Raw genomic sequence first — 24,916 nt, 5'->3', positions numbered from 1 at the left:
GTCTTCGTTTTTTTCTCATTGTAGCACTTTAAATAGGACAGCGGATGTCGTATTCGGGCGGGTATGATTAAGCAGAATTAATTGAATGGAGGAGATGGAAGCATGAAGCCGAAGGCATTGGAAGGCAAAGTGGCGGTCGTGGCCGGAGCTACCCGCGGAGCGGGGAGAGCGATAGCCGAGACGCTGGGCGAAGCGGGGGCGATCGTCTACTGCACGGGAAGAAGCTCGCGCGAGGGTCTGTCGGATATAGGGAGGAGCGAGACGATCGAGGAGACGGCGGAGAGAGTGACGGCCAAGGGAGGAACGGGAATCGCGGTCCGGGTCGATCACACCGAGGAGGCGCAGGTCGTAAAGCTGTTCGAGCGCGTGGCCGCGGAGCAGGCAGGCCGTCTGGACCTGTTGGTCAACGATATCTGGGGCGGCGATCCCCTCTCGGACTGGAACAAGAAGTTCTGGGAGCACGACCTGGGCAACGGCCTGCTCATTCAGAAGCGTGCCGTCATGACGCACATGATCAACAGCTGGCATGCCGCCCCTTTGCTCATCGCAAGAGGAAGCGGGCTTATCGTGGAAGTAACGGACGGCTGGGATTACCGGTACCGCGGCAACCTCTATTACAGTCTGGCGAAAATATCGGCGATTCATCTAGCCGAGGCTATGGCGGCCGATCTCGCGGGAACGGGCGTGTCGGCGGTAGCCGTTACGCCGGGCTTTCTGCGGTCGGAAGCGATGCTGGACCACTTCGGCGTGAGCGAGGAGAATTGGGAAGACGGCGTCCGGGTCGATCCGAACTTCATCATGTCGGAAACTCCTTATTTCGTCGGGCGGGCTATCGCGGAGCTGGCCGCGGATCCCGCCGTGGCGTCGAAGTCGGGGAAGGCCCTGACCTCCTGGGATTTGTCCGAGGAGTACGGATTCTCCGACATCGACGGAAGGCGGCCTCATTGGGGTAGATACGCGAAGGAGAAAGGCTTCTACGATTGAGCGCCGGCTTCGGCCGGCGGCGCCAACCCGAGCAATTTAAGCTTATCGGGGTTATAGATCGTAAAGAGACGGCGAAGCGATTCTCCGCCAACTCTGTCCGGACCCCAGTCGAACATAAGGAGCGCGATGAGCCGGTCTTCCCGCCAGGCGGCGATGGAGGGACCGGCTTCCTTCGTCTCGACATACTCGAAGCGGGCCCCCGCAAGCGAATTCGAGTACATGGCCTTGAGCAAGGCCAGCGAGCGCTCCCTGCCGTAGATCGGATTGATCGCGGCGTGAACGCGGCCGCCTCCGTCCATAAGCAGAATCGCGTCTTCCGTGAGCAAGGACGCCAATTCCTCGATCTGCCCCCGGGAGAAAGCGGAGACGAAGCGCCGGACGAGCTCGAGCTCCTTGGGGTGCTCCGATCCCGAAGCCCAGGCGGCCGGCGGCCCGCTGCTCCTCTCTCCCTTGCGATCCGTCTCCAGCTTGCGCTTCGCCCGGCTGACCAGTTGGCGGCAATTCGTTTCGCTTTTGTCCAGCAGCAAGGCGATCTCCGCGTAATCGCAGTCCATCGTTTCCCGCAGGACGAACGCCGCCCTCTCGAGCGGATTCAGCCTTTCCAACAGCACAAGGAGCGCATAAGAGATGTCCTCCTTGCGCTCCGCGGCGTCTTCGGGCAACGGCTCCGAGCGGTCGACGATCGGAATCGGCAGCCACTCTCCCACGTAGTCTTCCTTCCTTCTTCCCGCCGACTTGAGGTGGTTCAAGCAGCGATTGACGATAAGCTTCGCCAGGTAGGCTTTCTCGTTGCGGATTTCTTCCGCTTCGTCCCTCTCGATTCTCTGAAGCGAGACGAACACGTCCTGGATCGCGTCCTCCGCGTCGGTCGCGGAACCGAGCATCCGATAGGCGATCGAGAACAGATAGGGCCTCCACGTACGGTACCACCGTTCCACCTGTTGCTCCCGATTTTCCTGCCCGTCCATAAACGCATCCGTCCCTTCTTGGTTTCCTGCTATTTTCCCAATTAGAAGCAGCCCGGATACATGCCCGTCGACACGGCAATCCGGTTCCAGCAATTGATGGCGTTGATCGCCATGATCAGATCGACGAACTCCGCTTCGTCGAAATATTCCCTAGCCTTGTCGTAAACCTCTTGCGGAACGCCGTCTTCGCTCAGCTTCGTGACCGCTTCGGTCAGCGCCAGCGCGGCTTTCTCGGCGTCGGTGTAGCAAGGAGCTTCCCGCCATACGGAGACGAGCGTCGTCCTCTCGAGATTGTTCGATATTTTCATCATGTCTTTGACGTGCATGTCGAGACAGAAGGAGCAGCCGTTGATCTGGGACGCGCGAATCTTGATCAATTCGTAGAGCTCCTGCTCGATTCCCCGGCCTTGCGCGAAATTCTCCAACGCCATCAGCGCTTTATAAGCGCCCGGATTTGCCGTCATATGATTGATTCTTGCCTTCATGTCGAATACCTCCTGCTAGGGATGGGTTTTTTGACTTCCTATAAGAAGACAACGTACGGTCCGGGTTTGTGACAAAGCGGAGGAAAATCGGCCCGGGCGGTTAATTCTCTCATCCCTTGGCGACAATGATTTAATAGAGATGAAGAGAAAGAGGTGCAATCTGCTCATGAATCAGATTCTGCTCATTACGGACGGCGGATCCAATGTCGGCGTAAGTCCCGTCGTGGCGGCGGCCCAGGCGTACGAGGAAGGAATTATCGTGAACGTGGCGGGAGTGATCGACGACGGAAGCATCGGCGAATACGGCGCCTCGGAGATTGCCGAGATTGCGAGAGCCGGGGGCGGGATGAGCCGGATCGTCTCCACGAAGCAGCTGTCCCAGACCGTGCAGATGATGACCCGGCAGACGGTCGTCGGAACGATCCGCCAGGCCGTCAACCAAGAGCTTCGGCAAGTGTTCGGGGTTTCCTCCGTGGAAGCTTTGCCGCCGCCTAAGCGCGCCGAAGTGGTACGGGTCATGGAAGACATGGGAGAGACGACGCCGCTGCGCGTCGCTCTAGTAATCGATGCGAGCGCCAGCATGAAGCCGAAGCTGCTCGCCGTGGAAGAAGCGATTCGGGATTTATCGCTTAGCCTGCAGGCCCGTACCGGCGAAAGCATGGCGGCCGTGTTTCACTTCCCGGGAGAGCAGGAGCCTTGCGTGCTGGATACGCCATGGACGTCTTCCACCGAGCGGTTCGGCTCGCTGTTCGGGAAGCTGCGCATGCGGGGCACGACCCCGACGGGGCCGGCGCTTCTGCGCGCGATCGAGTATTTCCGCGAAAGTTATGGTAAGATCATGACAGAAGATGTACATCCTGCTTCTTTATTGAAGCAAGACGATACGGATGGGATGCGGAGTGGCTACGTCGTCTGAGAAGCAGCTGTCACCGGGCACGATTCTGACCGGCAAGTGGAACGGAAGAAAATATAAGTTGGAGAGGTTGCTAGGCGTCGGAGCGAACGGTCAGGTTTATCTGGCTACGTACGGACGCGCTGCCTGCGCGATAAAGCTGGGCAAGGACGTCTCCGACCTGCAGGCGGAAGCGAACATCCTCGCGTCCCTTGACCACCGGGAGAAGAAACAGCCTTTCCTGCTCGACGTGGACGACGCGATGCTAAGCGGCAATCAGGTTCCTTTCTATGTCATGCAGTACGTGCCGGGCACCGCGGTTCGCACCTATCTGCGCAAGCACGGGACGGAGTGGTTCGGGGTCATCGGCTACCGGTTATTGAGGCGTTTATCCGAGCTCCATGAGGCGGGATGGGTCTTCGGCGACATTAAGAACGACAACATCCTCGTCAGCGATTACGGGCGCATCGCCCTTGTCGATTACGGCGGCATGACCGCGAGCGGGCGGGGCATTCGCCAGTTCACCGAGATCTACGATCGGGGCTACTGGTCAGCGGGCAGCCGGACGGCCGATCCCGCCTACGACTGGTTCAGCACGGCGGTTCTATGGATTCACGCGCTCGACGAGAAGCGGCTCCTGTATCTGACCCGTACGCTGCTTCCCCAGAACCGGGATCCGGGCGAGCTGCTCGGGCTGGTGAAGTCCCATCCGAGCCTGAAGCCCTTGTCGGGCTGGTTCGAGAGAGCCTTGCACGGCCGATTCGAATCGACGCAAGAGGCGGCGGAGAGCTGGCGCGAAGCGGTTCACGCGGCGAGCGGGGCCAAGAGCCCGTCCGCGCCGAGGGTGCCCGGGTGGATGGCCGGAGTATTCGCGCTGTCCCTCCTTCTGTGCATCTCCTTGATGGCGATATGGTTGTTCAGTTGAAAGGAGTACGATGCGCAATGGACGAGCTTCTGCTCCGGTTCGAGTCCTGGACCCGGGGAGAGAAGTGGCGGAGCCCGGGAACGGCCGTCGTCGCCGCCGTGTCGGGCGGCCCGGACTCCATGGCTCTGCTCCACCTGTTGAAGTCGCTCTCGGACGGGGACGGCTTCTCTCTTATTGCCGCCCATGTGAATCATAAATTCCGCGGAGAAGAATCGGACGCGGAGGAGGCGCTGGTTCGCGGGGTCGCGAGGGAATGGGGCATTCGCTTCGAATCGGCCGCCATCGATATGCCGGCTTACATCGAAGAGTCGGGGATGAATCCGCAGGAAGCGTCCCGGGAGCGGCGGTACGAATATCTGATCGAGACGGCCCGGCGTCACGGCGCTTCCTATATCGCGCTCGGGCATCATGCCGACGACCAAGCCGAAACCGTCCTGATGCGAATCGTTCGGGGGACGGGAATCGAAGGGCTGGCAGGAATTGCCGGTACGCGCAGCGAAAAGGAATTGGAACTGATTCGCCCGCTCTTGCGTATACCCAAATGTGAACTTCTTGATTACGCGTCCCGCAATGGAATTCCCTATGCGACGGACAGCAGCAATTCGAAGAGGAAGTATTTCCGCAATGCCGTACGCCTAGACGTGCTGCCGTTTCTCGAGCGGTACAACCCGAGAATCAAAGGGGCTCTCCGCAGGTTGGCCGAGACCGCAGCCGTCGATAACGATTATATGGAACAGGAAGCCCGCAGGGCTTTCGCGGAGTCGGTCACTCGCGCAGGGGAGGGCTGGACGGTTGACCGGAGGCGGTTCTGCGGCCTCCACGTTGCTTTACAACGCAGATTGATTAAACTAATATTAAACTACGTCACGCCGCAGGCTCAGATCCTCGATTACGATGGGGTGACCGAGGCCGCGGCCGCGGTGTCCTCGGAGCAGCGGACCACGGGCAGTCTCGATATCGGGAACGGCTGGGTTCTCGTACGCGAATACGAGCGGGTCTACATAGGACCTCGGCCGCAGGCAACCGGAAGCTTCGAATATAAGGTGAACGAGTCGGATCCGGTTCTCCGGATTCCCGAAGCGCGGGCCGTCCTTCGGTTCGAGCGAACGTTCGCGGCCTGCGACAATCCGTCGGAGTACCGAACGGAGGCTTTTTTCGACGAATCGCGGCTTAAGCTTCCCTTGACCGTTCGCAATCGGAGAACGGGCGACCGATTCGAACCCATCGGATTAAACGGCTCCAAAAAAGTGCAAGATATGTTCGTTGACGCTAAGGTTCCGAAGTCCCTTAGGGATTCCGTGCCTCTCCTTGTCGACGCCCGGGGAACCGTTCTGTGGATTCCCGGATTGAGGAGATCCAGGCACGCTCTTCCGGAGAGGACGAAGCAAACGAAGCTGATGCGCGTCGCCGTCGAGACGGAGACTTAAGGCAACAATCGCCAATCCGGCGACATGAACGAAGTACAGTTATCATACCGTGTATTAATCGGATCGGGAGGTCCTCGCATTGCTGAATGACATTCAAGAAGTACTCTACTCGGAAGAAACGATTCAAACGAAAGTGAAAGAATTGGGTGCCGCCATCAGTCGCGACTATCAAGGGCGCAACCCCCTTGTTATTTGCGTGCTGAAAGGCGCCTTTATTTTTATGGCGGACTTGGCTAAGAACATCTCCGTGCCGATCGCCCTGGACTTCATGGCGGTGTCCAGCTACGGCAATTCCACCCGTTCGTCCGGAGAGGTCCGGATCGTAAAGGATCTGGACACCTCGGTCGAAGGGCGCGACGTCATCATCGTCGAGGACATCATCGACAGCGGCCTTACGCTTAGCTACATTATCGACGTTCTCGAACGCCGCAACGCGAAGTCCGTGCATGTCGTCGCCCTCTTCGACAAGCCGGGCCGCCGGACGGTGGATCTGAACGCGGACTACACCGGCTTCACGATTCCGGACGCTTTCGTGGTCGGCTACGGGCTGGATTACGCGGAGAATTACCGCAACCTGCCGTTCGTCGGCATCCTTAAGCCGGAGATCTATTCGAATTAGATTAATCTAGTTACAGGTTTCTGAACGACGGGTACTTCTATTGTGATGCCAAGACAGGCTATGGTAAAATGATGTAAGCGTGTCGAGAGGAGGTCAGGGATGAATCGTCTCATCCGCAACACAGGCTTTTATTTGCTTATATTCTTGGTGACCGTAGGTCTCGTACAGCTCTTTATCAGCAGAGGCGAGACGACGGAGGAATTGAATTACAACCAGCTTGTCGCCATCGTGCGGCAGGACAACGTTAAGGACCTTACTCTTCGTGTCGACAACGGTTCTTACCTGGTCACAGGTCATTATAAAGAAAAACCAGCCGACTCTAACAGCTCGACGTTTGGCGGACGGTTCCCTCTAGCTGACTATGCGATCCAGGATTTGACCGATACGGCCGTAGACAACGGCGCGCAAGTGAAGTTCCAGAAGATGAAGGGACAGAGCTTCTGGCTGACGTTCCTGACGTCGATTATCCCGTTCGTGATCATGTTCATCCTGTTCTTCTTCCTGATCAATCAGGCTCAGGGCGGCGGCGGCAAGGTCATGAACTTCGGGAAGAGCAAAGCCCGTCTTTATAATGAAGAGAAGAAACGGGTCACGTTCGAGGACGTGGCCGGAGCGGACGAAGAGAAGCAGGAGCTCGTCGAAGTGGTCGAGTTCTTGAAGGATCCTCGCAAGTTCGCCGCTCTCGGCGCCCGCATTCCGAAGGGCGTCCTGCTCGTCGGTCCTCCGGGTACCGGTAAGACGCTCCTCGCTCGCGCCGTAGCGGGCGAAGCCGGCGTTCCGTTCTTCAGCATCTCGGGCTCCGACTTCGTCGAAATGTTCGTCGGCGTCGGCGCGTCCCGCGTTCGCGACCTGTTCGAGAACGCGAAGAAGAACGCTCCTTGTATCATCTTCATTGACGAAATCGACGCCGTCGGCCGTCAACGGGGCGCCGGCCTCGGAGGCGGGCACGACGAGCGCGAGCAGACGCTGAACCAATTGCTCGTCGAGATGGACGGCTTCGGCGCGAACGAAGGCATCATTATCGTCGCCGCCACGAACCGCCCGGACATTCTCGATCCGGCTCTCCTGCGCCCGGGCCGTTTCGACCGTCAGATCACGGTCGACCGTCCGGACGTGAAGGGACGCGAAGCGGTGCTGAAGGTTCATGCCCGCAACAAGCCGATCAACAAGGACGTCAAGCTGGACACGATCGCCAAGCGGACGACCGGCTTCACCGGCGCCGATCTGGAGAACCTTCTGAACGAAGCGGCGCTGCTTGCGGCCCGCAAGAACAAGAAGGATATCGCGATGCAGGAAGTCGACGAAGCGATCGACCGCGTCATCGTCGGTACCGAGAAGAAGAGCCGCGTGATCAGCGATCGCGAGAAGAGAATCGTCGCTTATCACGAGACCGGTCACACGATCGTCGGCTACTTCCTGGAGCATGCCGACATGGTTCACAAGGTAACGATCATTCCGCGCGGACGCGCCGGCGGTTATGTCATCATGCTGCCGAAGGAAGACCGCATGCTCGTCACCAAGCAAGAGCTGCTCGATAAAGTAACGGGCCTGCTCGCCGGCCGCGTGGCGGAAGAGCTCTTCATCGGCGAGATCGGCACCGGCGCTTACAGCGACTTCAAGCAAGCGACGGGTATCGTTCGCAGCATGATCATGGAATACGGGATGAGCGACAAGCTTGGACCGATGCAGTTCGGCAGCTCGCAGGGACAAGTGTTCCTCGGCCGCGATCTGGGCCACGAGCAGAACTATTCCGATACGATCGCTTACGAGATCGACCAAGAGATGCAGCGCATCATTAACGAATGTTACGACAGAGCGAAGAAGCTTCTGACCGAGAAGACCGAAGAGGTTCATCTGATCGCGAAGACGCTGCTCGACGAAGAGACGCTCGAGCTCGATCAGATCAAGCGTCTGCTCGAGAAGGGCACGATCGACGGCGCGGGCGCAGGTTCGGACGAAGGAAGCTCCGAGCCGACGAGCCTGGAGCCGACCGTCGATACGCTCGGCAACGTTCGGGTCCGCATTCAGACTCGGGACGACGAAGTTTCGCCTCCGGCCCCGGACCAACGCCGCGAAGGCGAAGGCTCCGACGAAACCTGATAAGGGATTGTTTTCTACAAGATCTCCAGTTCCTGCTTAGCGGAACTGGAGATTTTTTGTTGCTCTTTATCCGCTAATAAAATGATGGGATCTCCCCCGTATTTTTTTGCCGCACAAATTGGACAAGATCAATTGACACCGCACCGCCGCAAGTGTAAATTTAGTGATAAACAACGCTGTTAGACGCTCATTTTGGATCATTATTTGTGCATATATTCACAAAGTTGACGCAAGTTGCAGCGTTATTATATTAGGGATCAGCGCCAAGAGACAGCCACCAGGCCTTGGGAGAGGGGTTAAACACAAATGGAAGCTTTGGCTTTGGAACGGAAGGCGGAGCAGAATCGCGAGCTAAAGGAACGGCTTCTGCAGCTCAAGAAGGAACGGAATGCCATTATTCTCGCCCATTATTATCAACGGGACGAAATTCAGGAAGTAGCCGATTTTCGCGGGGATTCGTTCCTGCTCGCCCAGAAGGCGGCCGAGACGGATGCGGACGTCATCGTTTTCTGCGGAGTGCACTTCATGGGAGAGAGCGCCAAGATTCTCGCGCCGAACAAGATCGTGCTCGTTCCGGACGAACGCGCCGGCTGTCCGATGGCGGACATGGTGAACCCGATCGGACTTCGGGAGATGAAGGCCAAGCATCCGAACGCCAAGGTCGTCACTTATATCAATTCCTCCGCGGACGTGAAGGCGGAAACCGATATTTGCTGCACCTCGGCCAATGCCGTGAAGGTCGTCAATTCGGTCGACGCGGACGAGATCATCTGGTGCCCCGACAAGAACCTCGGCCATTACGTTCAGCAGCAGACGAACAAGAAAATGATCATCTGGGAAGGGTACTGCAACACGCACGACATGCTCACGGTGAAGGACGTCGTCGAGATGCGGGCCAAGTATCCGAACGCCGAATTCGTCGTTCACCCGGAATGCCGCCCGGAGGTCGTCGCCATGGCGGATTTCGTCGGAAGCACGACGGGCATCCTCAAGTATTGCCGCGAATCGAAGCATAAGGAATTCATCGTCGGCACCGAGGACGGAACCGGCTACCAGCTTCGGGTCGACAGCCCGGATAAGACGTTCCACTTCGCCTCCAAGTTCCTGGTTTGTCCGAACATGAAGGTAAACAATCTCAAGAAGGTCGTTCGCGCGCTGGAAACGATGCAGCCTCAGATTCACGTGCCGAAGGACGTAGCCGATAAAGCCCGACTGTCGCTTGAGCGCATGCTGCTAGTGAAGTAGCATGCGCTACTCTCTTGATTAGGAGTCCTTATCCATGATCCCACGCTACATTGTAGATTTTCGAATGGACGAATTGCCTACGGTAGAGACGGACGTTATCGTGATCGGAGCCGGCATCGCCGGCTTGTATACGGCCATCCAGTCGAGCAAGAACAATCGGGTGCTCATGATCACCAAGAAGTCGCTGTTCGACAGCAACACAAGGTATGCCCAAGGAGGCATCGCCGCCGTCATCTCCGATGACGATTCGCCGGAGTTCCATCGTCAGGATACCCTTATCGCCGGCGTGGGCCTATGCGATCCGGAAGCGGTCGACGTTCTTGTCCATGAAGGCCCTAACGGCGTTCAGGAGCTGATCGATCTGGGAACCATCTTCGACGAAGAGGATGGCCATCTCGCTCTGACGAAGGAAGGCGCTCACAGCCAACGCCGGATTCTTCATGCCAATGGGGACGCGACCGGCTACGAGATCGTGCGCGCTCTCGCCATGAAAGCGAAGGAGATGCCGGAGATCGAGCTCTGGGAGGATCATTTCGTTCTGGATCTGCTGACGGATAACGGAGAATGCCGCGGCGCGCTCGTCCAGAAGGCGGACGGATCGCGGGTCGTCGTCCGCGGCAAAGCGGTCGTCTTGTGCAGCGGGGGTACCGGGCAGCTTTATCGCTATACGACCAATCCGGACGTCGCTACCGGAGACGGGATCGCGATGGCTTACCGCGCGGGAGCGGTCATTCGGGACATGGAGTTCATCCAGTTCCATCCGACTTCGCTCTGTTATCCGGGCGCGCCGCGCTTCCTAGTCTCGGAGGCCGTTCGCGGAGAAGGCGCTTATCTGCGCAACATTCGCGGGGAACGGTTCATGGAGAAGTATCATCCGCAGCTGGAGCTCGCGCCGCGCGACGTGGTGGCGAGAGCGATCGTGAGCGAGATGGAGGAGACGAACTCCACGTTCGTTTATATCGACATTACTCACGAGACTCCCGAGCTGATCAAGCATCGTTTTCCGACGATTTACGAGACCTGCCTCAGCTACGGATTGGACATGACGACGGATTGGATTCCCGTGGCTCCGGCTGCCCATTATACGATGGGCGGGGTAAGAACGGATCTGCATGGGGAGACCAATATCAAGAGATTATTCGCTTGCGGGGAAGTGTCGTCGACGGGCGTTCACGGGGCGAACAGGCTTGCCAGCAATTCCTTATCCGAAGCGCTCGTATTCGGACGCCGAATTGTGGATAGAATTAATCAATTGCCGGAGGCCGATAACAAGCCGCTCCCGGACAACGACGGGCGGCGCAATCTGCCTCCGATGGGCACGTTCATCGAGCGCCGTCTGAAGCTGCAGAAGGTCATGGTTCGCTATGTCGGCCTTCGCCGCAATGCCAAAGGCCTCGCGAAGGGGCTTGAGGAGCTCAAACGCCAGCTTCCGATTTTCCAATCCGCCTTGCTGAGGCGCGAGGAGCTGGAGTTCGCCAACCTGCTGACCTGCGCGATTCTGACGACGTCCGCCGCAATCTCGAGGGAAGAAAGCCGCGGGGCTCATTATCGGGAGGACTTCCCGAACCGCGATGACGCGCATTGGCAGAAGCATACGATTCTGGAGAGAGATAAAGCGATCAGCGAGGAGGTTCTAGGCAATGTTTGAACGGGAGAGCGACTGGAGAATCGGAGGTCCGGCCAAGGAAGCGGTTCGCGGACAGATCCGGGCGTGGCTCGCGGAGGATATCGGGGGCGGCGACGTCACGACGATGGCGACCGTTCCCGAAGGTCAGCAGTCCAAAGCGATCATACATGCGAAGGCTTCCGGAGTGATCGCGGGAATTCCCGTCGCCCGAATGGTGTTCGAAGTCGTGGATCCGTCCCTGGTCTTCGAAGCGAAGGTAAGCGATGGAGATCAAGTCGAGAAGGGAAAGGTCCTGGCGATCGTCGAAGGCTCCTCGCACAGCATCCTGACGGGCGAGAGGCTTGCGCTCAACCTTCTGCAGCGGATGTCGGGGATCGCTACCGTTACCCGCGTCTATGCCGATGCGGCCGAAGGCTTCCCCGCCCGGATCGCGGACACCCGCAAGACGACGCCGGGCCATCGGACGCTGGAGAAGTACGCGGTCCGAATCGGCGGCGGCTACAACCATCGCTTCGGCCTGTACGACGCGGTCATGATCAAGGACAACCATATCAAGGCGGCGGGAGGAATTCCGGAGGCCGTTGCGGCGGCCAAGGCTAGGGTCCCGCACACGATGAAGATCGAAGTCGAAGCGGAATCGCTTGAGCAAGCCTTGGAAGCGGCCCGGGCCGGAGCGGACATCATCATGTTCGACAACATGAGCCCGGCGGCCATGAAGGAAGCGGCCGTTCAAGTTCGAGGAATCGCTTCCCGCGTCATTCTCGAAGCTTCCGGCGGCGTTCGTCCGGAACGGGTTCGGGAGATTGCCGCGAGCGGAGTGGACGTTATCTCCGTCGGCGGTCTGACGCATTCGTTCCAAGCGCTCGACATCAGCTTGGATCTTAACGAGAAGAAGGGGGCCTCCCTGTGATTCTTGTCGTCGATGTCGGCAATACGAATATCGTTCTCGGCTTGTACGAAGGACGCAAGCTGAGGGAGCATTGGAGACTGAGCACGAATCGGTCTTCGACGGTGGACGAATACGGGATTCTTCTGCGGAACCTGTTCAGCATCGCCGGAGTGACCGCGGACGATATCGAAGGAGTGATCCTGTCCAGCGTCGTCCCTCCGCTGATGTCCACGATGGAGCGGCTGTTCCGCAAGTACGCCGGGCACGAGCCGCTGATCGTCGGACCGGGGATCAAGACGGGATTGAACATCCGGTACGAGAATCCGAAGGAGATCGGCGCGGACCGGATCGTCAACGCGGTAGCCGGTATCGAGATGTACGGTTCTCCGCTCGTCGTGGTCGATTTCGGGACGGCGACAACCTTCGATTATATCGATGCGTCGGGTACGTACCAGGGCGGAGTGATCATGCCGGGGATCGGGATCTCGGCCGAAGCGCTTTATATGAGAGCTTCCAAGCTGCCTCGGATCGAGCTGTCGAAGCCGCGTCAGGTCATCGGCAAGAACACGGTGGCCGCGATGCAGTCGGGCATTATTTTCGGCTATGCCGGGCAAGTGGACGGGATCGTCAATCGCATTCGCAAGGAACATAACATTGCGCCTAAAGTGGTCGCCACGGGCGGCCTCGCCGAGATGATCGCTTCGGAGACGGAGAGAATCGACGTGGTCGACCCGATGCTGACGCTGGAAGGCCTTCGCATCATATACGAACGGAACGTGCGCTCTTCGGAGGATGCTTAACGCGGGGCATGAAGGGAGTTACAGAGAATGGAATTGAAGGATGAATTGGTGCGAGGCACCGCCTGGAACGGCGCCATCCGCGTCTTCGCCGCGCGCACGACCGCGCTCGTCGGCGAGATGCAGCGCCGGCACGACACTTACCCCACGGCTACGGCCGCTCTAGGCAGAACGGCGACGGCCGCCGCGATGATGGGAGCCATGCTCAAGGGGGAAGAGAAGCTGACCGTGCAGGTCAAGGGAGACGGCCCGATCGGCCAGATCGTCGTCGACGCGACCGCATCCGGGCAGGTAAGGGGCTATGCGGATTTCCCTCACGTCCACCTGCCGAGCAATCCGCAAGGCAAGCTTGACGTCGCCGGAGCGGTAGGGCATACGGGATACCTGCACGTGACGAAGGATCTCGGGCTCAAGGAACCTTATCGGGGAAGCATTCCGCTCATTTCGGGCGAACTGGCGGAAGACTTCACTTATTATTTCGCTTCTTCCGAGCAGACGCCGTCCGCTGTCGGATTGGGCGTTCTGGTCGATACGGACAATTCGGTCCTGCATGCCGGCGGCTTCATTGTCCAAGTCATGCCGGGAATCGAAGAAGAGCAATTGGTTCGTCTCGAGAAGGCGATCGCCGGGATGCCTCACGTCACGGCATTGCTGGATCAAGGAGAGGATGCGGTCGGCATCTTGAAGTTCCTTGTCGGAGACGACCTGACCATACACGAGACGATCGAGCCGGTCTTCGAATGCTTCTGCTCGCGCGAACGGGTGGAGAGGACGTTGGTCAGCCTAGGCCGGGAAGAGCTCCGGAAGCTGATCGACGAGGACGGACATGCGGAAGTGAAATGCCACTTCTGCAACGAGGATTATCGCTTCGAGGCTTCCGAGCTCGAAGAGATTCTGAAGAAAGCGACATTATGACCATGAAGCAGACGAATCGGCGCATGGGACCGATCGTTCTGCTCGCCCTCTCGTGGGTATTGCTCTGCGTGGCGGGTTGTTCGACGGGGAAAGCCGAGTCTTCCCCTACCGACTCCGCGCCTTCGGATACGTCTCCCTCCGGCGGACCGGACGGCTTGAACGAGCCGGTCGCCGTCGTCGGAGGGACGCCGATCTCCAGGCAGCAGTTGATCGACCAACTGCTCGTAAGCTACGGGGGGCAGACGCTCCGAACCCTCATGCTTTGCATAGCGGTCGACCGAGAGGCGGAAGAGAAGGGGATCGAGGTTACGGAAGACGACATCGCGGCGGAACTGCGCAGAATGAGCCAAGGGTACGACAGCGAGGAGCAGTTCTATGCTTCGATGCTGGAGCAGCTCGGCATGGGACGGGAAGAGGTTCGACGCGATGTCGTCTATCGATTGAAGCTGGAACAGCTGGCGATTCTGCCGGTAACGGTCTCCGACGAGGAGATCGATTACTACCTCGAGGAGCACAAGGACGAATTCGGCCCTCGAACGGAGCTGAGAATTTCCCATATCGTCTTGCCGAGCGGCGACGTCGCCGAGGAGGCTCTCGGAAAGCTGAAGAACGGAGAAGAGTTCTCGGCGCTTGCGCTTGAATACTCGACCGACGAGTTCACTGCGGACTCGGGAGGGGATCTCGGCTGGGTATCGACCAGGGATCCGTTCGTGGCGCCCGACGTGCTGAGCACGGCCGAGAGCCTGGACGTCGGGCAATCGGCAGGTCCCATCGAGACGGAGAACGGCTTCGAGCTCATTCAGCTGACGGGACGGAACGTCGTCCAGGCGGTAGACTCCGACGAGGCCCGCAAGCAGGCGCATCGCGAGCTGGCTCTTCAGAAATCCGTGTCGATGTCGGACCTGGAGGAGCAGCTGTTGGTCAAATACGAGGCGCGGATTCTGCAATCGGGCTTGCAGCTGCCAACCCCATAGAGATCGGGAGAACGCTTCTCCAGGTCTCTTTTTTACATAGATCGGAGCCGGCCTTGGAACCGCCTACAAATTCGATCAATTAGAACGACCAGCTATTGACAATTGATCCGCGCGTTTGATAAGATGAACGTAGTGTAAAAGCCGAGAGAATTAGTCGGAATAACAGCAGCGGGGCGGCGTTCGGCCGCACCATATCTGGGAGGGAATTCTGTCATGGCAAGAATCGTACAGAACGTCACGGATCTGATCGGCGATACGCCGCTAGTGCGGTTGAACCGCATCGTTCCGGAAGGAAGCGCCGAAATCTACGTTAAGCTTGAATATCAGAATCCGGGTTCCAGCGTTAAGGATCGGATCGCGATCAGCATGATCGAGGTTGCCGAGCAAGAAGGCAAGCTGAAGCCGGGCGACACGATCGTCGAGCCGACCAGCGGCAACACGGGTATCGGCCTGGCGCTCGTCGCCGCTGCGAAGGGATACCGCGCTATCCTCGTTATGCCGGAGACGATGAGCTTGGAGCGCCGCAACCTGCTTCGCGCTTATGGAGCGGAGCTCGTTCTGACTCCGGGATCCGAAGGCATGAACGGCGCCGTCAAGAAGGCGGAAGAGCTGGTTGCCGAGAACCCTAGCTACTTCCTGCCGCAACAGTTCAAGAACCCGGCGAACCTGAAGATTCACCGCGAGACGACGGGTCCGGAGATCGTGGAAGCGATCAACTCCTTCGACGGCAAGCTGGACGCGTTCGTGGCCGGTATCGGCACGGGCGGCACGATCTCCGGAGCGGGCGAAGTCCTGAAGAAGAGCTTCCCGAACATCAAGATCGTGGCCGTTGAACCGGCTGCTTCCCCGATCCTGTCGGGCGGCAAGCCAGGTCCTCATAAGATCCAAGGGATCGGCGCGAACTTCGTGCCGGACATCCTGAACCGCGAAATCTACGACCAAGTCATTACGGTCGAGAACGAGGAAGCTTTCGAAACGGCCCGCACGGTGGCCAAGAAGGAAGGCCTTCTGGTCGGCATCTCTTCCGGCGCCGCTATTTATGCCGCTCTTAAGGTGGCTAAGGAGCTTGGCGCAGGCAAGCGCGTCGTCGCTATCGTTCCTTCCAACGGCGAACGCTATCTGAGCACTCCGCTGTTCAACTTCGAGAACTAATTCTCTGTCGTGATCGGAAACCCGGTTCGCAGCAGCAGCTGCGGATCGGGTTTTTCTGTTATCGCAAGCAGTTACGCGCAGGATGTCTGTGCATAATGTGCACAAGCTGTGGATAACTGTGGGGATAAAGTGGACAATTCGGCCCCCGCAATCGTGGATTGTGCAGCGGACAAGATCGGTTATAATTAGTTCAATCGTCAAGAACGGGAAGAAGGCCACCGGTAGGAGGACAAGCGTGAGAGAGGTAACTGTAACCTGGTTGGAGCATTGGCTGAGATGGGGCGAGGAGAATCTCCGTCTCCCGGAAGGGCAGGCGTACACGAGACTTCCGATGATCAAACGGTATCCGCTCGGGAGTGGCGAGGATCGAATCCTTCTTTGGAAGCGGGCATGGGAGTCGGCGGACGAGCACGCCTTCGTCCTGGAGAGCGGCAAAGGCGGAAGATACACGTACCTCGGCCTTCGTCCCGACTCGATCGTCAGAGGTCGGGGAGGAGAGGGAGTGGCGTTCACCCCTCGAGGCGGGAGCGGGGAAAGCGAGAAGATAACCGGCAAGCCGCTCCCCATTCTCAGAGACTGGTTAGGGAAGCATCGGTCCCCGAAGGCCGAAGGGGCTCCTCCCTTCTCCGGAGGCGCTGTCGGTTATCTCAGCTACGACGTCGCCAGGTCCTTGGAGAGGCTGCCGGAGCTCGCGGCGGACGACCTGAAGCTGCCCGAGTACGCTTTCCTTCTGGTCAATGAGGTATGGATCCTCGATCATGAGCGGTCGGAGCTGGTCTGCGCTCTCCATCACCCGATCCCGAGCACCGCATGGGCCTATCCGGAGGAGCTGGCTAAGCTCTACGAGGAAGCCTCTTCGCTTGTGGATAAGATGAAGGAAGAATGGGATTATTTTGCGGCTATCGCGGAAGAGGAGACGGCGACGAGTCAGGTCGCGAAGATGAAAAAAGCGCTGGCGGAAGATTTGCTGCAGATGGACATCGAGGGGTACGCGGGGATTCGCACGGCGATGACGAAGGAGCGGTTCAAGGAAGCGGTTCTCGCCGTGCAGAGATACATTTCGCAGGGCGACGTCTTCCAGGTGAACCTGTCGCTTAGACAGAGCCGCCCGATCGTCTCGCGTCCCGACGAGCTGTATGAATGGCTGAGGCTCGTGAATCCGTCTCCTTACATGGGGTACGTGCAGTTCCCCGATTTCCAGCTCGTCTCGGCATCGCCGGAGCTGCTCGTGAAGCTGGACGGAGACCGGATGAGCGCAAGGCCGATCGCCGGCACGAGAAGACGCGGCCGAACGCCCGATGAGGATGCGGGGCTCGCGGAGGAGCTGCTCGCCAGCGAGAAAGAACGGGCCGAGCACATCATGCTGGTCGATCTGGAGCGCAACGACCTGGGGCGCGTCGCCGAGTACGGGACGGTGCACGTTCCGGAGCTGCTGACGATCGAACGCTATTCGCACGTGATGCACCTCGTGTCGCAGGTGGAGGGCAAGCTCGCCTCCGGCAAGGATGCCTTCGATCTGATCGCGGCCGCCTTCCCGGGCGGCACGATTACCGGCGCTCCCAAAATCCGCACCATGGAAATCATCGAGGAACTGGAGCCGGTACGGCGCGGGCCTTACACCGGTTCGCTCGGATGGATTGACTATGCCGGGAATATGGAATTTAATATTATAATAAGAACGATAGCGGTCCAAGACGGCGTCTGCCATATTCAGGCGGGCGCGGGCATCGTCATCGACTCGGACCCGGAGCGGGAATTCTACGAATGCTTGAACAAGGCCAAGGCGCTCTGGAAGGCGGTACAGTACGGAGAAAGGCAGCAGGAAGAGGCGCAGGACGCCCGAATCGGCTGACCCGTAGGGAGGAAACGGTATGATTCTGGTTATCGACAACTACGATTCGTTCACTTATAACCTGGTGCAATACTTGGGAGAGCTGGGCGAAGAGATCAAGGTATACCGCAACGACGAGATCGACCTGGACGGAATCGCCGCGCTCAAGCCGGACCACATTCTGATCTCGCCCGGGCCTTGCACGCCGAACGAAGCGGGAGTGAGCCTCGGCCTCATCGAGCGCTTCAAGGGCGAGATTCCGATCTTCGGCGTCTGCCTTGGCCATCAATCGATCGGACAGGCCTTCGGCGGCGACGTCGTTCGCGCCGGGAAGCTGATGCACGGCAAGACCTCGGAGATTACTCACGACGGCAAGACGATCTTCAGCGGCGTCGAATCGCCGTTCACCGCCACGCGGTACCACTCCCTTGTGGTGAAGAGAGAGACGCTGCCGGATTCCCTCGAGATCAGCGCGGAGAGCGAAGACGGGGAGATCATGGGCCTTCGGCATAAGCAATACGTGGTCGAAGGCGTTCAGTTCCATCCCGAATCGATCATGACGGACAACGGCCTGACGATCCTTCGCAATTTCTTGGCTTATAAGTCGGGTATGAGAGCATGAAGGTACAGCTCGATGGACAATTAATGAACAGCGAGGAAGCCGTGATCTCCGTCCATGATCACGGCTTCCTCTATGGGATGGGCCTGTTCGAGACCTTCCGCACTTACGAAGGGGAGCCGTGGCTGCTGGAGTGGCATGCCGAGAGGCTGGCCGAGGGCTGCGAGGCGCTCGGGATCCGATATGCGCCGAATGTCGACCACATGAGGAGCTCGGTGGCGAGGCTGATCGAAGCCAACGGACTGCAGGACCGGGACGCCTATATTCGCTGGTCGGTCTCGGCCGGCATCGGCGCGGTCGGCCTCCCGGCGGAGCCTTATCGGAAGCCGACGGAGATCGTGTACGCGAAGCCTCAGGCGGCCGACGAGCCGGAGGAGCGGAGCGGCAAGCCGCTGCGGCTGCTGAAGCTGCGCCGGAGCGAACCGGAAGCGGACGTCAGGTTGAAATCCTTCCATTATATGAATAATATTCTCGCGAAGCGCGAGCTCGCGTCCGGAGGAGCGGTTCCGGGCACGGAGGGACTGTTCTTGAACGCGGCGGGCCATGTCGTGGAAGGGATGGTCAGCAACGTGTTCTGGTTTCGAGGCGATACCCTCTGCACGCCTTCCTTGGGTTGCGGTCCGCTCGCCGGGGTAACTAGAAGATATGTGATTCGGCTGGCGAAGGCTCAAGGCTGGCGAGTGGAGGAAGGCGCTTATGCTTGGGAGGAGCTCCTTCGGGCGGAGGAAGCGTTCGTCACCAGCTCCATCCAAGAACTCGTGCCCGTAATCCGTCTGGAAGACGCGGACGGCAAGGTTCAGGGGGACATCCGCATGGATAAGCCGGGAGAGCGCACTTTTAAGCTGATGCAGGAATACCGATCGGCCGCAACGAAAGGACGGATGCGAGCATGAAGCCGATTTTCCACAAGAGAAAATACGAATTTCCCGACGGATTGAGCCTGGAGCTCGGACATCGCACGCTTATCATGGGAATTCTGAATATTACGCCGGATTCCTTCTCGGACGGAGGCAGCTACATGGACGTGGATGCGGCCGTCGAGCGGGCGCGACGGATGGAGGAAGAAGGCGCGGACCTGATCGACATCGGAGGAGAATCGACCCGTCCCGGGCATGAGCCCGTATCGGCGGAAGAAGAGATTCGCCGTATCGTTCCGGTTATCCAAGCGGTTCGCGAGCAGGTGAAGCTTCCGATCAGCGTCGATACGTACAAGCCGGAGACGGCGCGCGCGGCGCTGGAAGCAGGCGCCCACATTCTCAACGATATATGGGGTTTTAAGCAAGATCCCCAGATGGCCGCGGTGGCGGCCGATTACGGCTGCCCCGTCATTCTCATGCATAACCGACGGGTGCGGGACTACTTGGACTTCGTGCCGGACGTCCTCGCGGATCTGCAAGGCAGCCTGGACCGGGCCAAGGCGGCGGGCGTCGCGCCCGAGAACATCTGGCTCGATCCGGGCATCGGCTTCGCCAAGGATTACGACGAGAACCTGGAGCTGATGGGCCATCTGGACAAGATCGTCGCTTTAGGATATCCGGTTCTGCTCGCGACTTCCCGCAAGCTTTTTATCCGCACGGTTCTGGGACTTCCGGCCGGCGACGTCGTGGAAGGGACGAACGCGACGACCTCGATCGGCATCCTGCAAGGCTGCCAGATGGTTCGGGTGCATGACGTGAAGCAGGCGGTCCGAACCGCCCGAATGACCGATGCGATCGTATACAGGCAAGCGGCGAAGGGGGATGAATAAGATGGATCGGATGATTCTGAAGCGGATGGTGTTTTTCGGGTATCATGGCGTTATTCCGGAGGAAAATAGGCTGGGACAGAAATATATCGTCGATCTCGATCTGCGCTTGGACCTCTCCCGCGCGGCGGCCAGCGACGACGTGGAGGACACGGTCAACTATGCGGAGGTTCATGCTCTCGTGAAGGGGATCGTGGAAGGTCCCGCGGTCAAGCTGATCGAGACGCTCGCAGGAAACATTGCAAGCGCGTTGCTCGGTACGTATACTAGTATCCATGAAGCAACCGTCTCGGTAACGAAGCCGAATCCTCCTTTCGACATTACGTTCGACGGAGTGACGGTGGAGCTTCGAAGAACGCGGGAGATGGCCGGCAATGCCGTTCCCGCAGAGGATTGAAGTCGCGATGCACTTGGCCTATGTGGCGCTGGGCGCCAACCTTGGAGATAGAGAATCGACGTTAAGGGAATCGATTCGCCGGCTAGGAGACACGGACGGGGTCGAGATCGTTCGGGTGTCGAACCTATACGAGACAGACCCCGTCGGATTTACCGATCAGCCTGCTTTTCTGAATATGGCCGTCTCGCTTCGAACGAGCCTCCCGCCGGCGGAGCTTCTGCGGCGGCTGCTTCAAGTCGAGAACGAGCTCGGACGGGTGAGAACGATCCGGTGGGGACCCCGCACGGTCGATCTGGATCTATTGCTGTACGAGGGAGTTGTCCTGGACACGCAGGAGCTGACGCTTCCGCACCCCCGCATGCAGGAACGGGCCTTCGTGCTCGTACCGCTTCAGGACGTTTGGCTGCCGGAGAGCGGGCTTTTCCCCTGCGAGGAGCTCGTGACGGACGAGGCCAGGCGGAAGGAAGGAATTCTATTATGGAAGCTCTGGGAGACAGAGCTTTAAACCGAGAGGAGTTGCCGCCATGCTGAAGATCGGCGACATCGAAATGAATAACAAAGTGGTGCTGGCGCCGATGGCAGGCGTCTGCAACCCCGCTTTCCGGTTGATCGCGAAGGAGTTCGGCTGCGGACTCGTCTGCGCGGAGATGGTCAGCGACAAAGCGATCCTGCACGGGAATCAGCGCACGCTGGAAATGCTCTATGTGGACGAGAGGGAGAAACCGCTGAGCTTGCAGATTTTCGGAGGGGATAAGGAGTCGTTGACCGAGGCCGTCCGCTTCGTCGATCGCAACACGAACGCGGACATCATCGACATCAACATGGGCTGCCCCGTGCCGAAAGTCACGAAGTGCGACGCGGGAGCACGTTGGCTGCTCGACCCGAACAAGATTTACGAGATGGTCTCCTATGCGGTCGACGCCGCGAAGAGCAAGCCGGTCACGGTCAAGATGAGAATCGGCTGGGACGACGAGCACATCTTCGCGGTCGAGAACGCCCAGGCCGTGGAACGCGCCGGCGGGGCCGCCGTCAGCGTGCATGGCAGAACCCGGGAGCAGCTGTATACGGGCACCGCAAACTGGGATATTATAAAGGACGTTAAGGAAGCCGTATCCATTCCGGTTATCGGCAACGGCGACGTGTTCTCCCCGGAGGACGCGGAACGCATGCTGAAGCATACCGGCGTGGACGGCGTCATGATCGGACGCGGCGCGCTCGGCAACCCATGGATGCTGTACCGCACCGTTCATTACCTGACGACCGGGGAGCTGCTTCCGGAGCCGGATGCCGGAGAGAAGATCCGCATCGCCTTGCTGCACATGGATCGCCTGATCAACCTGAAAGGCGAAGGCCAAGCGGTTCGGGAGATGCGCAAGCACCTCGCTTGGTACCTGAAGGGACTTCCGGACGCGGCTCGCGTGAAGAACGAGATCATGGACATGACGTCCCGCGCGGCCGTCGCGAAGAGACTGGACGAATATGTAGAGTCTCTTAAGGAAGAAGCCGAAGCGGGCGGTCCGGAGCAAGGCGAGGCCCTAGTCCATTAAGACTAGTCCGACTCCATATGGGGGCTTTTCCGCTAATTGACATTTTCCAGGGGTTGAAATATAATCTTTAACAATATTCGCGACCCGCGACTTAGAGTTGTCCGTACAATCAAGTGTCATGTCAACGGTTAAGCGCCATATATTGAGTAGCAACGGATTGCTTGGTTGCGGCAGCAACCTAAATGCGATAGGAGCTGCAGCCAATCCGTGCCCGGCACGGAAATCATACCTTTGACAGGAGATCGGTGAGATGAGCGACAAGGAAGTCCTTTTGACTCCAGATGGGCTTAAACGGCTCGAAGAAGAGCTGGAGAACCTTAAATCGGTCAAACGCCGCGAGGTGGCCGAACGGATTAAAGTAGCGATTGGTTACGGAGATATCAGCGAGAATTCGGAATACGAAGACGCCAAGAACGAACAAGCTTTTATCGAAGGGCGTATCATTACTCTCGAGAAGATGCTTCGGAACGCCAGAATCATCAATAACGACGAGATTGACCTCGACACGGTAAGCATCGGGTCCACCGTCGTGGTAGAGGATCTGGAATTCGGCGACGTGGTGGAATACACCATCGTGGGAACGGCGGAATCCGATCCGCTGCAGAACAAGATCTCCAATGAAAGCCCAGTGGGCAAAACGATCATCGGCAAGAAGAAGGGCACGGTTGTCGAAGTCAACGTTCCAGCGGGCATCATTCAATACAAAATCGTCGATATCAAAAAGTAAGCCATCAGCCTTGCAACATCAACGGGCGGTCAGCGGGACGTCTTGAACGGCCTCTGATCGCTCTTATGATTGAAAAAGCTTCCTTGGGAAGCTTTTTTGCACGATTTCGAGCGATTTCCGTGTACAATGGGATTATGGCTAGGCTATATAGGTTGGAGGGAATCACCATCATGGATCAAGAAAATCAGAATCAGAACGAAGCGGCCGAGCTCAGCGAACTGCTGCAGATACGCCGCAACAAGCTGGACGAGCTGCGCAAGCTGGGCATCGACCCGTTCGGCGTCAAGTTCGACCGCACGCACGAAGCGGGCCCTATTCTCGCCGAGTATTCGGAGCTGTCCACCGAGGAGCTGGACGAGAAGGCGGTGCCGGTTCGGGTGGCGGGGCGGATCATGCAGAAGCGTTCGATGGGCAAGGCCTCGTTCGCGCATATTCAGGACCTGAGCGGCAAAATCCAAATCTACGTACGCGCGGACTCCGTGCCGGAGGACAAGTATAAAGCGTTCAACATTCTGGACATCGGCGACATTATCGGCGTGACCGGCGTCGTCTTCAAGACCAAGACCGGCGAGACTTCCATCAAGGTGGACGATCTCGAGGTTCTGACGAAGTCGCTGCTTCCTCTGCCGGACAAGTTCCATGGTCTTAAGGACGTCGAGACCCGTTATCGTCAGCGGTACGTCGACCTCATCGTGAATCCCGAGGTTCAGAAGACGTTCATCACCCGCTCGAAGATCATTCAATCGATGCGCCGTTATCTGGACGGGCTGGGCTATCTGGAAGTCGAGACGCCTACCCTTCATGCTATCGCGGGCGGAGCGGCGGCTAAGCCGTTCATCACGCATCACAACGCTCTGGACATGCAGCTCTACATGCGGATCGCGATCGAGCTTCATCTAAAGCGTTTGATCGTCGGCGGCATGGAGAAGGTGTACGAGATCGGCCGCGTGTACCGCAACGAAGGCATCTCGACCCGCCACAATCCGGAGTTCACGCTGCTGGAGCTGTACGAGGCTTATGCCGACTACGAGGATATCATGCAGCTGACCGAGAACCTGATCGTGCATTTGGCGCAAGAGGTACTCGGCACGAAGAAGATCACCTACCAAGGCCAAGAAGTCGATCTGGAGACGCCATGGCGCCGCGAATCGATGACCTCGCTTGTCGAGAAGGCGGTCGGCATCGACTTCACGAAGGTCACGTCCGACGAAGAAGCTCATCGCCTGGCGAAGGAGCACAAGGTTCCGGTCGAGCCGCACATGACGTACGGCCATATCGTCAACGCGTTCTTCGAGACGTTCGTCGAGCATACGCTCATTCAGCCGACGTTCGTGACGGGTCATCCGGTCGACATCTCGCCGCTTGCTAAGAAGAGCGAGAAGGATCCTCGCTTCACCGATCGCTTCGAGCTGTTCATCGTGGCGCGCGAGCACGCGAACGCGTTCTCCGAGCTGAACGATCCGATCGACCAGCGCGAGCGCTTCGCGGCTCAGATGGTGGAGAAGGCCGCCGGCAACGACGAAGCCCAAGACCTCGACGAGGACTTCATCCGCGCGCTGGAGTACGGCCTGCCGCCGACCGGCGGTCTCGGCATCGGGATCGACCGTCTGATCATGCTCCTGACGGACGCGCCTTCCATCCGCGACGTGCTGCTGTTCCCTCATATGCGGGAATCGGACTAAGAATGGACCTAAGATTATAGTAGATTCGCAAGCCCGATCGGCAGACCGGCCGCAGCTCTTTAGAGTTGCGGCCGGTTGTCTTTAAAGGACTCTCTGATTTCTTTTGAATTATTTTAGTTTAGGGGGTTGCGTTCGGGTGGGCGGCTGTGATATATTATTTGAGTCGCCGCTGAGCGGTGGCCGAGAAAGAAACGAAACAAACTTGTTCCTTGAAAACTGAACATCGAGCGTAATGAAATAAAGTCGAGCGAGAGCTTCGGTTCTTGCGAGACAAACCAGCAGTACAGAACGAGCCTTCAAGGTTCTTCAGATGTTGGACATTTTGACTCTCGGGATTTCCTCTGGAAACCCTGCCGTCAAAAGTCCTTTT

Annotated in this window: 24 protein-coding genes; 22 read left to right on the top strand and 2 right to left on the bottom strand. The window is 58.5% G+C overall.

The window, feature by feature from the left end:
- Positions 1-102 precede the first annotated feature (102 nt).
- Positions 103-984 (top strand): SDR family oxidoreductase, encoded by an 882-nt coding sequence (locus H7B67_RS27740; RefSeq protein ID WP_185123148.1) that lies wholly within the window; start codon positions 103-105, stop codon positions 982-984.
- Here the strand turns inward: H7B67_RS27740 and H7B67_RS27735 are convergent.
- Positions 975-1,952, bottom strand: coding sequence for a sigma-70 family RNA polymerase sigma factor (locus H7B67_RS27735; RefSeq protein WP_185123147.1), 978 nt, complete (start codon positions 1,950-1,952; stop codon positions 975-977). The two genes, H7B67_RS27740 and H7B67_RS27735, sit on opposite strands and share 10 nt — an antisense overlap.
- A gap of 41 nt (positions 1,953-1,993) precedes the next feature.
- Positions 1,994-2,437: a carboxymuconolactone decarboxylase family protein gene (locus H7B67_RS27730; RefSeq protein ID WP_185123146.1), complete on the bottom strand. Its 444-nt coding sequence runs from the start codon at positions 2,435-2,437 to the stop codon at positions 1,994-1,996.
- A 166-nt stretch (positions 2,438-2,603) separates the two neighbouring features.
- Between H7B67_RS27730 and H7B67_RS27725 the strand changes: the two genes are divergently transcribed.
- The 21 genes from H7B67_RS27725 (at position 2,604) to lysS (ending at position 24,546) form a co-directional block, all read left to right on the top strand.
- Positions 2,604-3,353: a vWA domain-containing protein gene (locus tag H7B67_RS27725; RefSeq protein ID WP_185123145.1), complete on the top strand. Its 750-nt coding sequence runs from the start codon at positions 2,604-2,606 to the stop codon at positions 3,351-3,353.
- Positions 3,337-4,254 carry a serine/threonine protein kinase gene (locus H7B67_RS27720; RefSeq protein ID WP_342592642.1) on the top strand — a complete coding sequence of 306 codons (918 nt, stop codon included), beginning with the start codon at positions 3,337-3,339 and terminating at the stop codon, positions 4,252-4,254. Before H7B67_RS27725 ends, H7B67_RS27720 begins: the two co-directional genes overlap by 17 nt.
- Before the next feature lie 17 nt (positions 4,255-4,271).
- On the top strand, positions 4,272-5,681 hold the full coding sequence (gene tilS, locus H7B67_RS27715; protein ID WP_185123143.1) for a tRNA lysidine(34) synthetase TilS: 1,410 nt from the start codon (positions 4,272-4,274) through the stop codon (positions 5,679-5,681).
- A 79-nt stretch (positions 5,682-5,760) separates the two neighbouring features.
- Positions 5,761-6,300, top strand: a complete 540-nt coding sequence (gene hpt, locus H7B67_RS27710) for a hypoxanthine phosphoribosyltransferase (RefSeq protein WP_185123142.1) — start codon at positions 5,761-5,763, stop codon at positions 6,298-6,300.
- Positions 6,301-6,399: 99 nt separating this feature from the next.
- Positions 6,400-8,400, top strand: coding sequence for an ATP-dependent zinc metalloprotease FtsH (gene ftsH / locus H7B67_RS27705; RefSeq protein WP_185123141.1), 2,001 nt, complete (start codon positions 6,400-6,402; stop codon positions 8,398-8,400).
- Between the two features lie 306 nt (positions 8,401-8,706).
- The gene (nadA, locus tag H7B67_RS27700) at positions 8,707-9,645 is read left to right on the top strand and encodes a quinolinate synthase NadA (RefSeq protein WP_185123140.1); all 939 of its coding nucleotides are present in this window, start codon (positions 8,707-8,709) and stop codon (positions 9,643-9,645) included.
- Between the two features lie 34 nt (positions 9,646-9,679).
- Positions 9,680-11,293: an L-aspartate oxidase gene (gene nadB, locus H7B67_RS27695; RefSeq protein ID WP_185123139.1), complete on the top strand. Its 1,614-nt coding sequence runs from the start codon at positions 9,680-9,682 to the stop codon at positions 11,291-11,293.
- Complete coding sequence (gene nadC / locus H7B67_RS27690; RefSeq protein ID WP_185123138.1) at positions 11,286-12,182, top strand: carboxylating nicotinate-nucleotide diphosphorylase; 897 nt, start codon at positions 11,286-11,288, stop codon at positions 12,180-12,182. Before nadB ends, nadC begins: the two co-directional genes overlap by 8 nt.
- Positions 12,179-12,961: a type III pantothenate kinase gene (locus tag H7B67_RS27685; protein WP_185123137.1), complete on the top strand. Its 783-nt coding sequence runs from the start codon at positions 12,179-12,181 to the stop codon at positions 12,959-12,961. Before nadC ends, H7B67_RS27685 begins: the two co-directional genes overlap by 4 nt.
- A 27-nt stretch (positions 12,962-12,988) precedes the next feature.
- The gene (gene hslO, locus H7B67_RS27680; protein ID WP_185123136.1) at positions 12,989-13,873 is read left to right on the top strand and encodes an Hsp33 family molecular chaperone HslO; all 885 of its coding nucleotides are present in this window, start codon (positions 12,989-12,991) and stop codon (positions 13,871-13,873) included.
- The gene (locus H7B67_RS27675) at positions 13,870-14,847 is read left to right on the top strand and encodes a peptidylprolyl isomerase (RefSeq protein WP_185123135.1); all 978 of its coding nucleotides are present in this window, start codon (positions 13,870-13,872) and stop codon (positions 14,845-14,847) included. Before hslO ends, H7B67_RS27675 begins: the two co-directional genes overlap by 4 nt.
- Before the next feature lie 213 nt (positions 14,848-15,060).
- Entirely contained in the window at positions 15,061-15,999 is a 939-nt protein-coding gene (gene cysK, locus H7B67_RS27670; RefSeq protein WP_185123134.1) for a cysteine synthase A, read from the top strand.
- Positions 16,000-16,234: 235 nt separating this feature from the next.
- Positions 16,235-17,851 carry an anthranilate synthase component I family protein gene (locus tag H7B67_RS27665; RefSeq protein ID WP_342592643.1) on the top strand — a complete coding sequence of 539 codons (1,617 nt, stop codon included), beginning with the start codon at positions 16,235-16,237 and terminating at the stop codon, positions 17,849-17,851.
- Positions 17,852-17,870: 19 nt separating this feature from the next.
- A complete protein-coding gene (gene pabA, locus H7B67_RS27660; RefSeq protein ID WP_185123133.1) occupies positions 17,871-18,452 on the top strand; it encodes an aminodeoxychorismate/anthranilate synthase component II in 582 nt (193 codons plus the stop codon).
- Complete coding sequence (gene pabC, locus H7B67_RS27655; RefSeq protein WP_185123132.1) at positions 18,449-19,342, top strand: aminodeoxychorismate lyase; 894 nt, start codon at positions 18,449-18,451, stop codon at positions 19,340-19,342. The genes pabA and pabC overlap by 4 nt, the downstream gene beginning before the upstream one ends.
- Positions 19,339-20,196 (top strand): dihydropteroate synthase, encoded by an 858-nt coding sequence (gene folP / locus H7B67_RS27650; protein ID WP_185123131.1) that lies wholly within the window; start codon positions 19,339-19,341, stop codon positions 20,194-20,196. The genes pabC and folP overlap by 4 nt, the downstream gene beginning before the upstream one ends.
- Before the next feature lies 1 nt (position 20,197).
- Positions 20,198-20,590, top strand: a complete 393-nt coding sequence (gene folB / locus H7B67_RS27645) for a dihydroneopterin aldolase (RefSeq protein WP_185123130.1) — start codon at positions 20,198-20,200, stop codon at positions 20,588-20,590.
- Positions 20,568-21,095 (top strand): 2-amino-4-hydroxy-6-hydroxymethyldihydropteridine diphosphokinase, encoded by a 528-nt coding sequence (gene folK / locus H7B67_RS27640; protein ID WP_245364122.1) that lies wholly within the window; start codon positions 20,568-20,570, stop codon positions 21,093-21,095. Before folB ends, folK begins: the two co-directional genes overlap by 23 nt.
- Before the next feature lie 19 nt (positions 21,096-21,114).
- Complete coding sequence (dusB, locus tag H7B67_RS27635; protein ID WP_185123129.1) at positions 21,115-22,137, top strand: tRNA dihydrouridine synthase DusB; 1,023 nt, start codon at positions 21,115-21,117, stop codon at positions 22,135-22,137.
- Between the two features lie 250 nt (positions 22,138-22,387).
- Positions 22,388-22,864 carry a transcription elongation factor GreA gene (gene greA / locus H7B67_RS27630; RefSeq protein ID WP_185123128.1) on the top strand — a complete coding sequence of 159 codons (477 nt, stop codon included), beginning with the start codon at positions 22,388-22,390 and terminating at the stop codon, positions 22,862-22,864.
- A gap of 170 nt (positions 22,865-23,034) precedes the next feature.
- A complete protein-coding gene (gene lysS / locus H7B67_RS27625; protein ID WP_185123127.1) occupies positions 23,035-24,546 on the top strand; it encodes a lysine--tRNA ligase in 1,512 nt (503 codons plus the stop codon).
- Positions 24,547-24,916: the final 370 nt, after the last annotated feature.

Source organism: Cohnella thailandensis, assembly GCF_014212135.1.
Lineage (GTDB): Bacteria > Bacillota > Bacilli > Paenibacillales > Paenibacillaceae > Cohnella > Cohnella thailandensis.
This window is presented reverse-complemented; position numbering and strand designations above follow the sequence as displayed.

What these genes read in the sequence shown, in the direction of transcription:
- ftsH (WP_185123141.1), top strand. Translation starts at nt 6,400, where the DNA reads ATGAATCGTCTCATCCGCAACACAGGCTTTTATTTGCTTATATTCTTG.
- H7B67_RS27730 (WP_185123146.1), bottom strand. Translation starts at nt 2,437, where the DNA reads ATGAAGGCAAGAATCAATCATATGACGGCAAATCCGGGCGCTTATAAA.
- dusB (WP_185123129.1), top strand. Translation starts at nt 21,115, where the DNA reads ATGCTGAAGATCGGCGACATCGAAATGAATAACAAAGTGGTGCTGGCG.
- pabC (WP_185123132.1), top strand. Translation starts at nt 18,449, where the DNA reads ATGAAGGTACAGCTCGATGGACAATTAATGAACAGCGAGGAAGCCGTG.
- hslO (WP_185123136.1), top strand. Translation starts at nt 12,989, where the DNA reads ATGGAATTGAAGGATGAATTGGTGCGAGGCACCGCCTGGAACGGCGCC.
- folB (WP_185123130.1), top strand. Translation starts at nt 20,198, where the DNA reads ATGGATCGGATGATTCTGAAGCGGATGGTGTTTTTCGGGTATCATGGC.
- nadC (WP_185123138.1), top strand. Translation starts at nt 11,286, where the DNA reads ATGTTTGAACGGGAGAGCGACTGGAGAATCGGAGGTCCGGCCAAGGAA.
- pabA (WP_185123133.1), top strand. Translation starts at nt 17,871, where the DNA reads ATGATTCTGGTTATCGACAACTACGATTCGTTCACTTATAACCTGGTG.
- greA (WP_185123128.1), top strand. Translation starts at nt 22,388, where the DNA reads ATGAGCGACAAGGAAGTCCTTTTGACTCCAGATGGGCTTAAACGGCTC.
- H7B67_RS27740 (WP_185123148.1), top strand. Translation starts at nt 103, where the DNA reads ATGAAGCCGAAGGCATTGGAAGGCAAAGTGGCGGTCGTGGCCGGAGCT.
- nadA (WP_185123140.1), top strand. Translation starts at nt 8,707, where the DNA reads ATGGAAGCTTTGGCTTTGGAACGGAAGGCGGAGCAGAATCGCGAGCTA.
- cysK (WP_185123134.1), top strand. Translation starts at nt 15,061, where the DNA reads ATGGCAAGAATCGTACAGAACGTCACGGATCTGATCGGCGATACGCCG.
- lysS (WP_185123127.1), top strand. Translation starts at nt 23,035, where the DNA reads ATGGATCAAGAAAATCAGAATCAGAACGAAGCGGCCGAGCTCAGCGAA.
- folP (WP_185123131.1), top strand. Translation starts at nt 19,339, where the DNA reads ATGAAGCCGATTTTCCACAAGAGAAAATACGAATTTCCCGACGGATTG.
- H7B67_RS27735 (WP_185123147.1), bottom strand. Translation starts at nt 1,952, where the DNA reads ATGGACGGGCAGGAAAATCGGGAGCAACAGGTGGAACGGTGGTACCGT.
- nadB (WP_185123139.1), top strand. Translation starts at nt 9,680, where the DNA reads ATGATCCCACGCTACATTGTAGATTTTCGAATGGACGAATTGCCTACG.
- H7B67_RS27725 (WP_185123145.1), top strand. Translation starts at nt 2,604, where the DNA reads ATGAATCAGATTCTGCTCATTACGGACGGCGGATCCAATGTCGGCGTA.
- H7B67_RS27675 (WP_185123135.1), top strand. Translation starts at nt 13,870, where the DNA reads ATGACCATGAAGCAGACGAATCGGCGCATGGGACCGATCGTTCTGCTC.
- folK (WP_245364122.1), top strand. Translation starts at nt 20,568, where the DNA reads ATGCCGTTCCCGCAGAGGATTGAAGTCGCGATGCACTTGGCCTATGTG.
- tilS (WP_185123143.1), top strand. Translation starts at nt 4,272, where the DNA reads ATGGACGAGCTTCTGCTCCGGTTCGAGTCCTGGACCCGGGGAGAGAAG.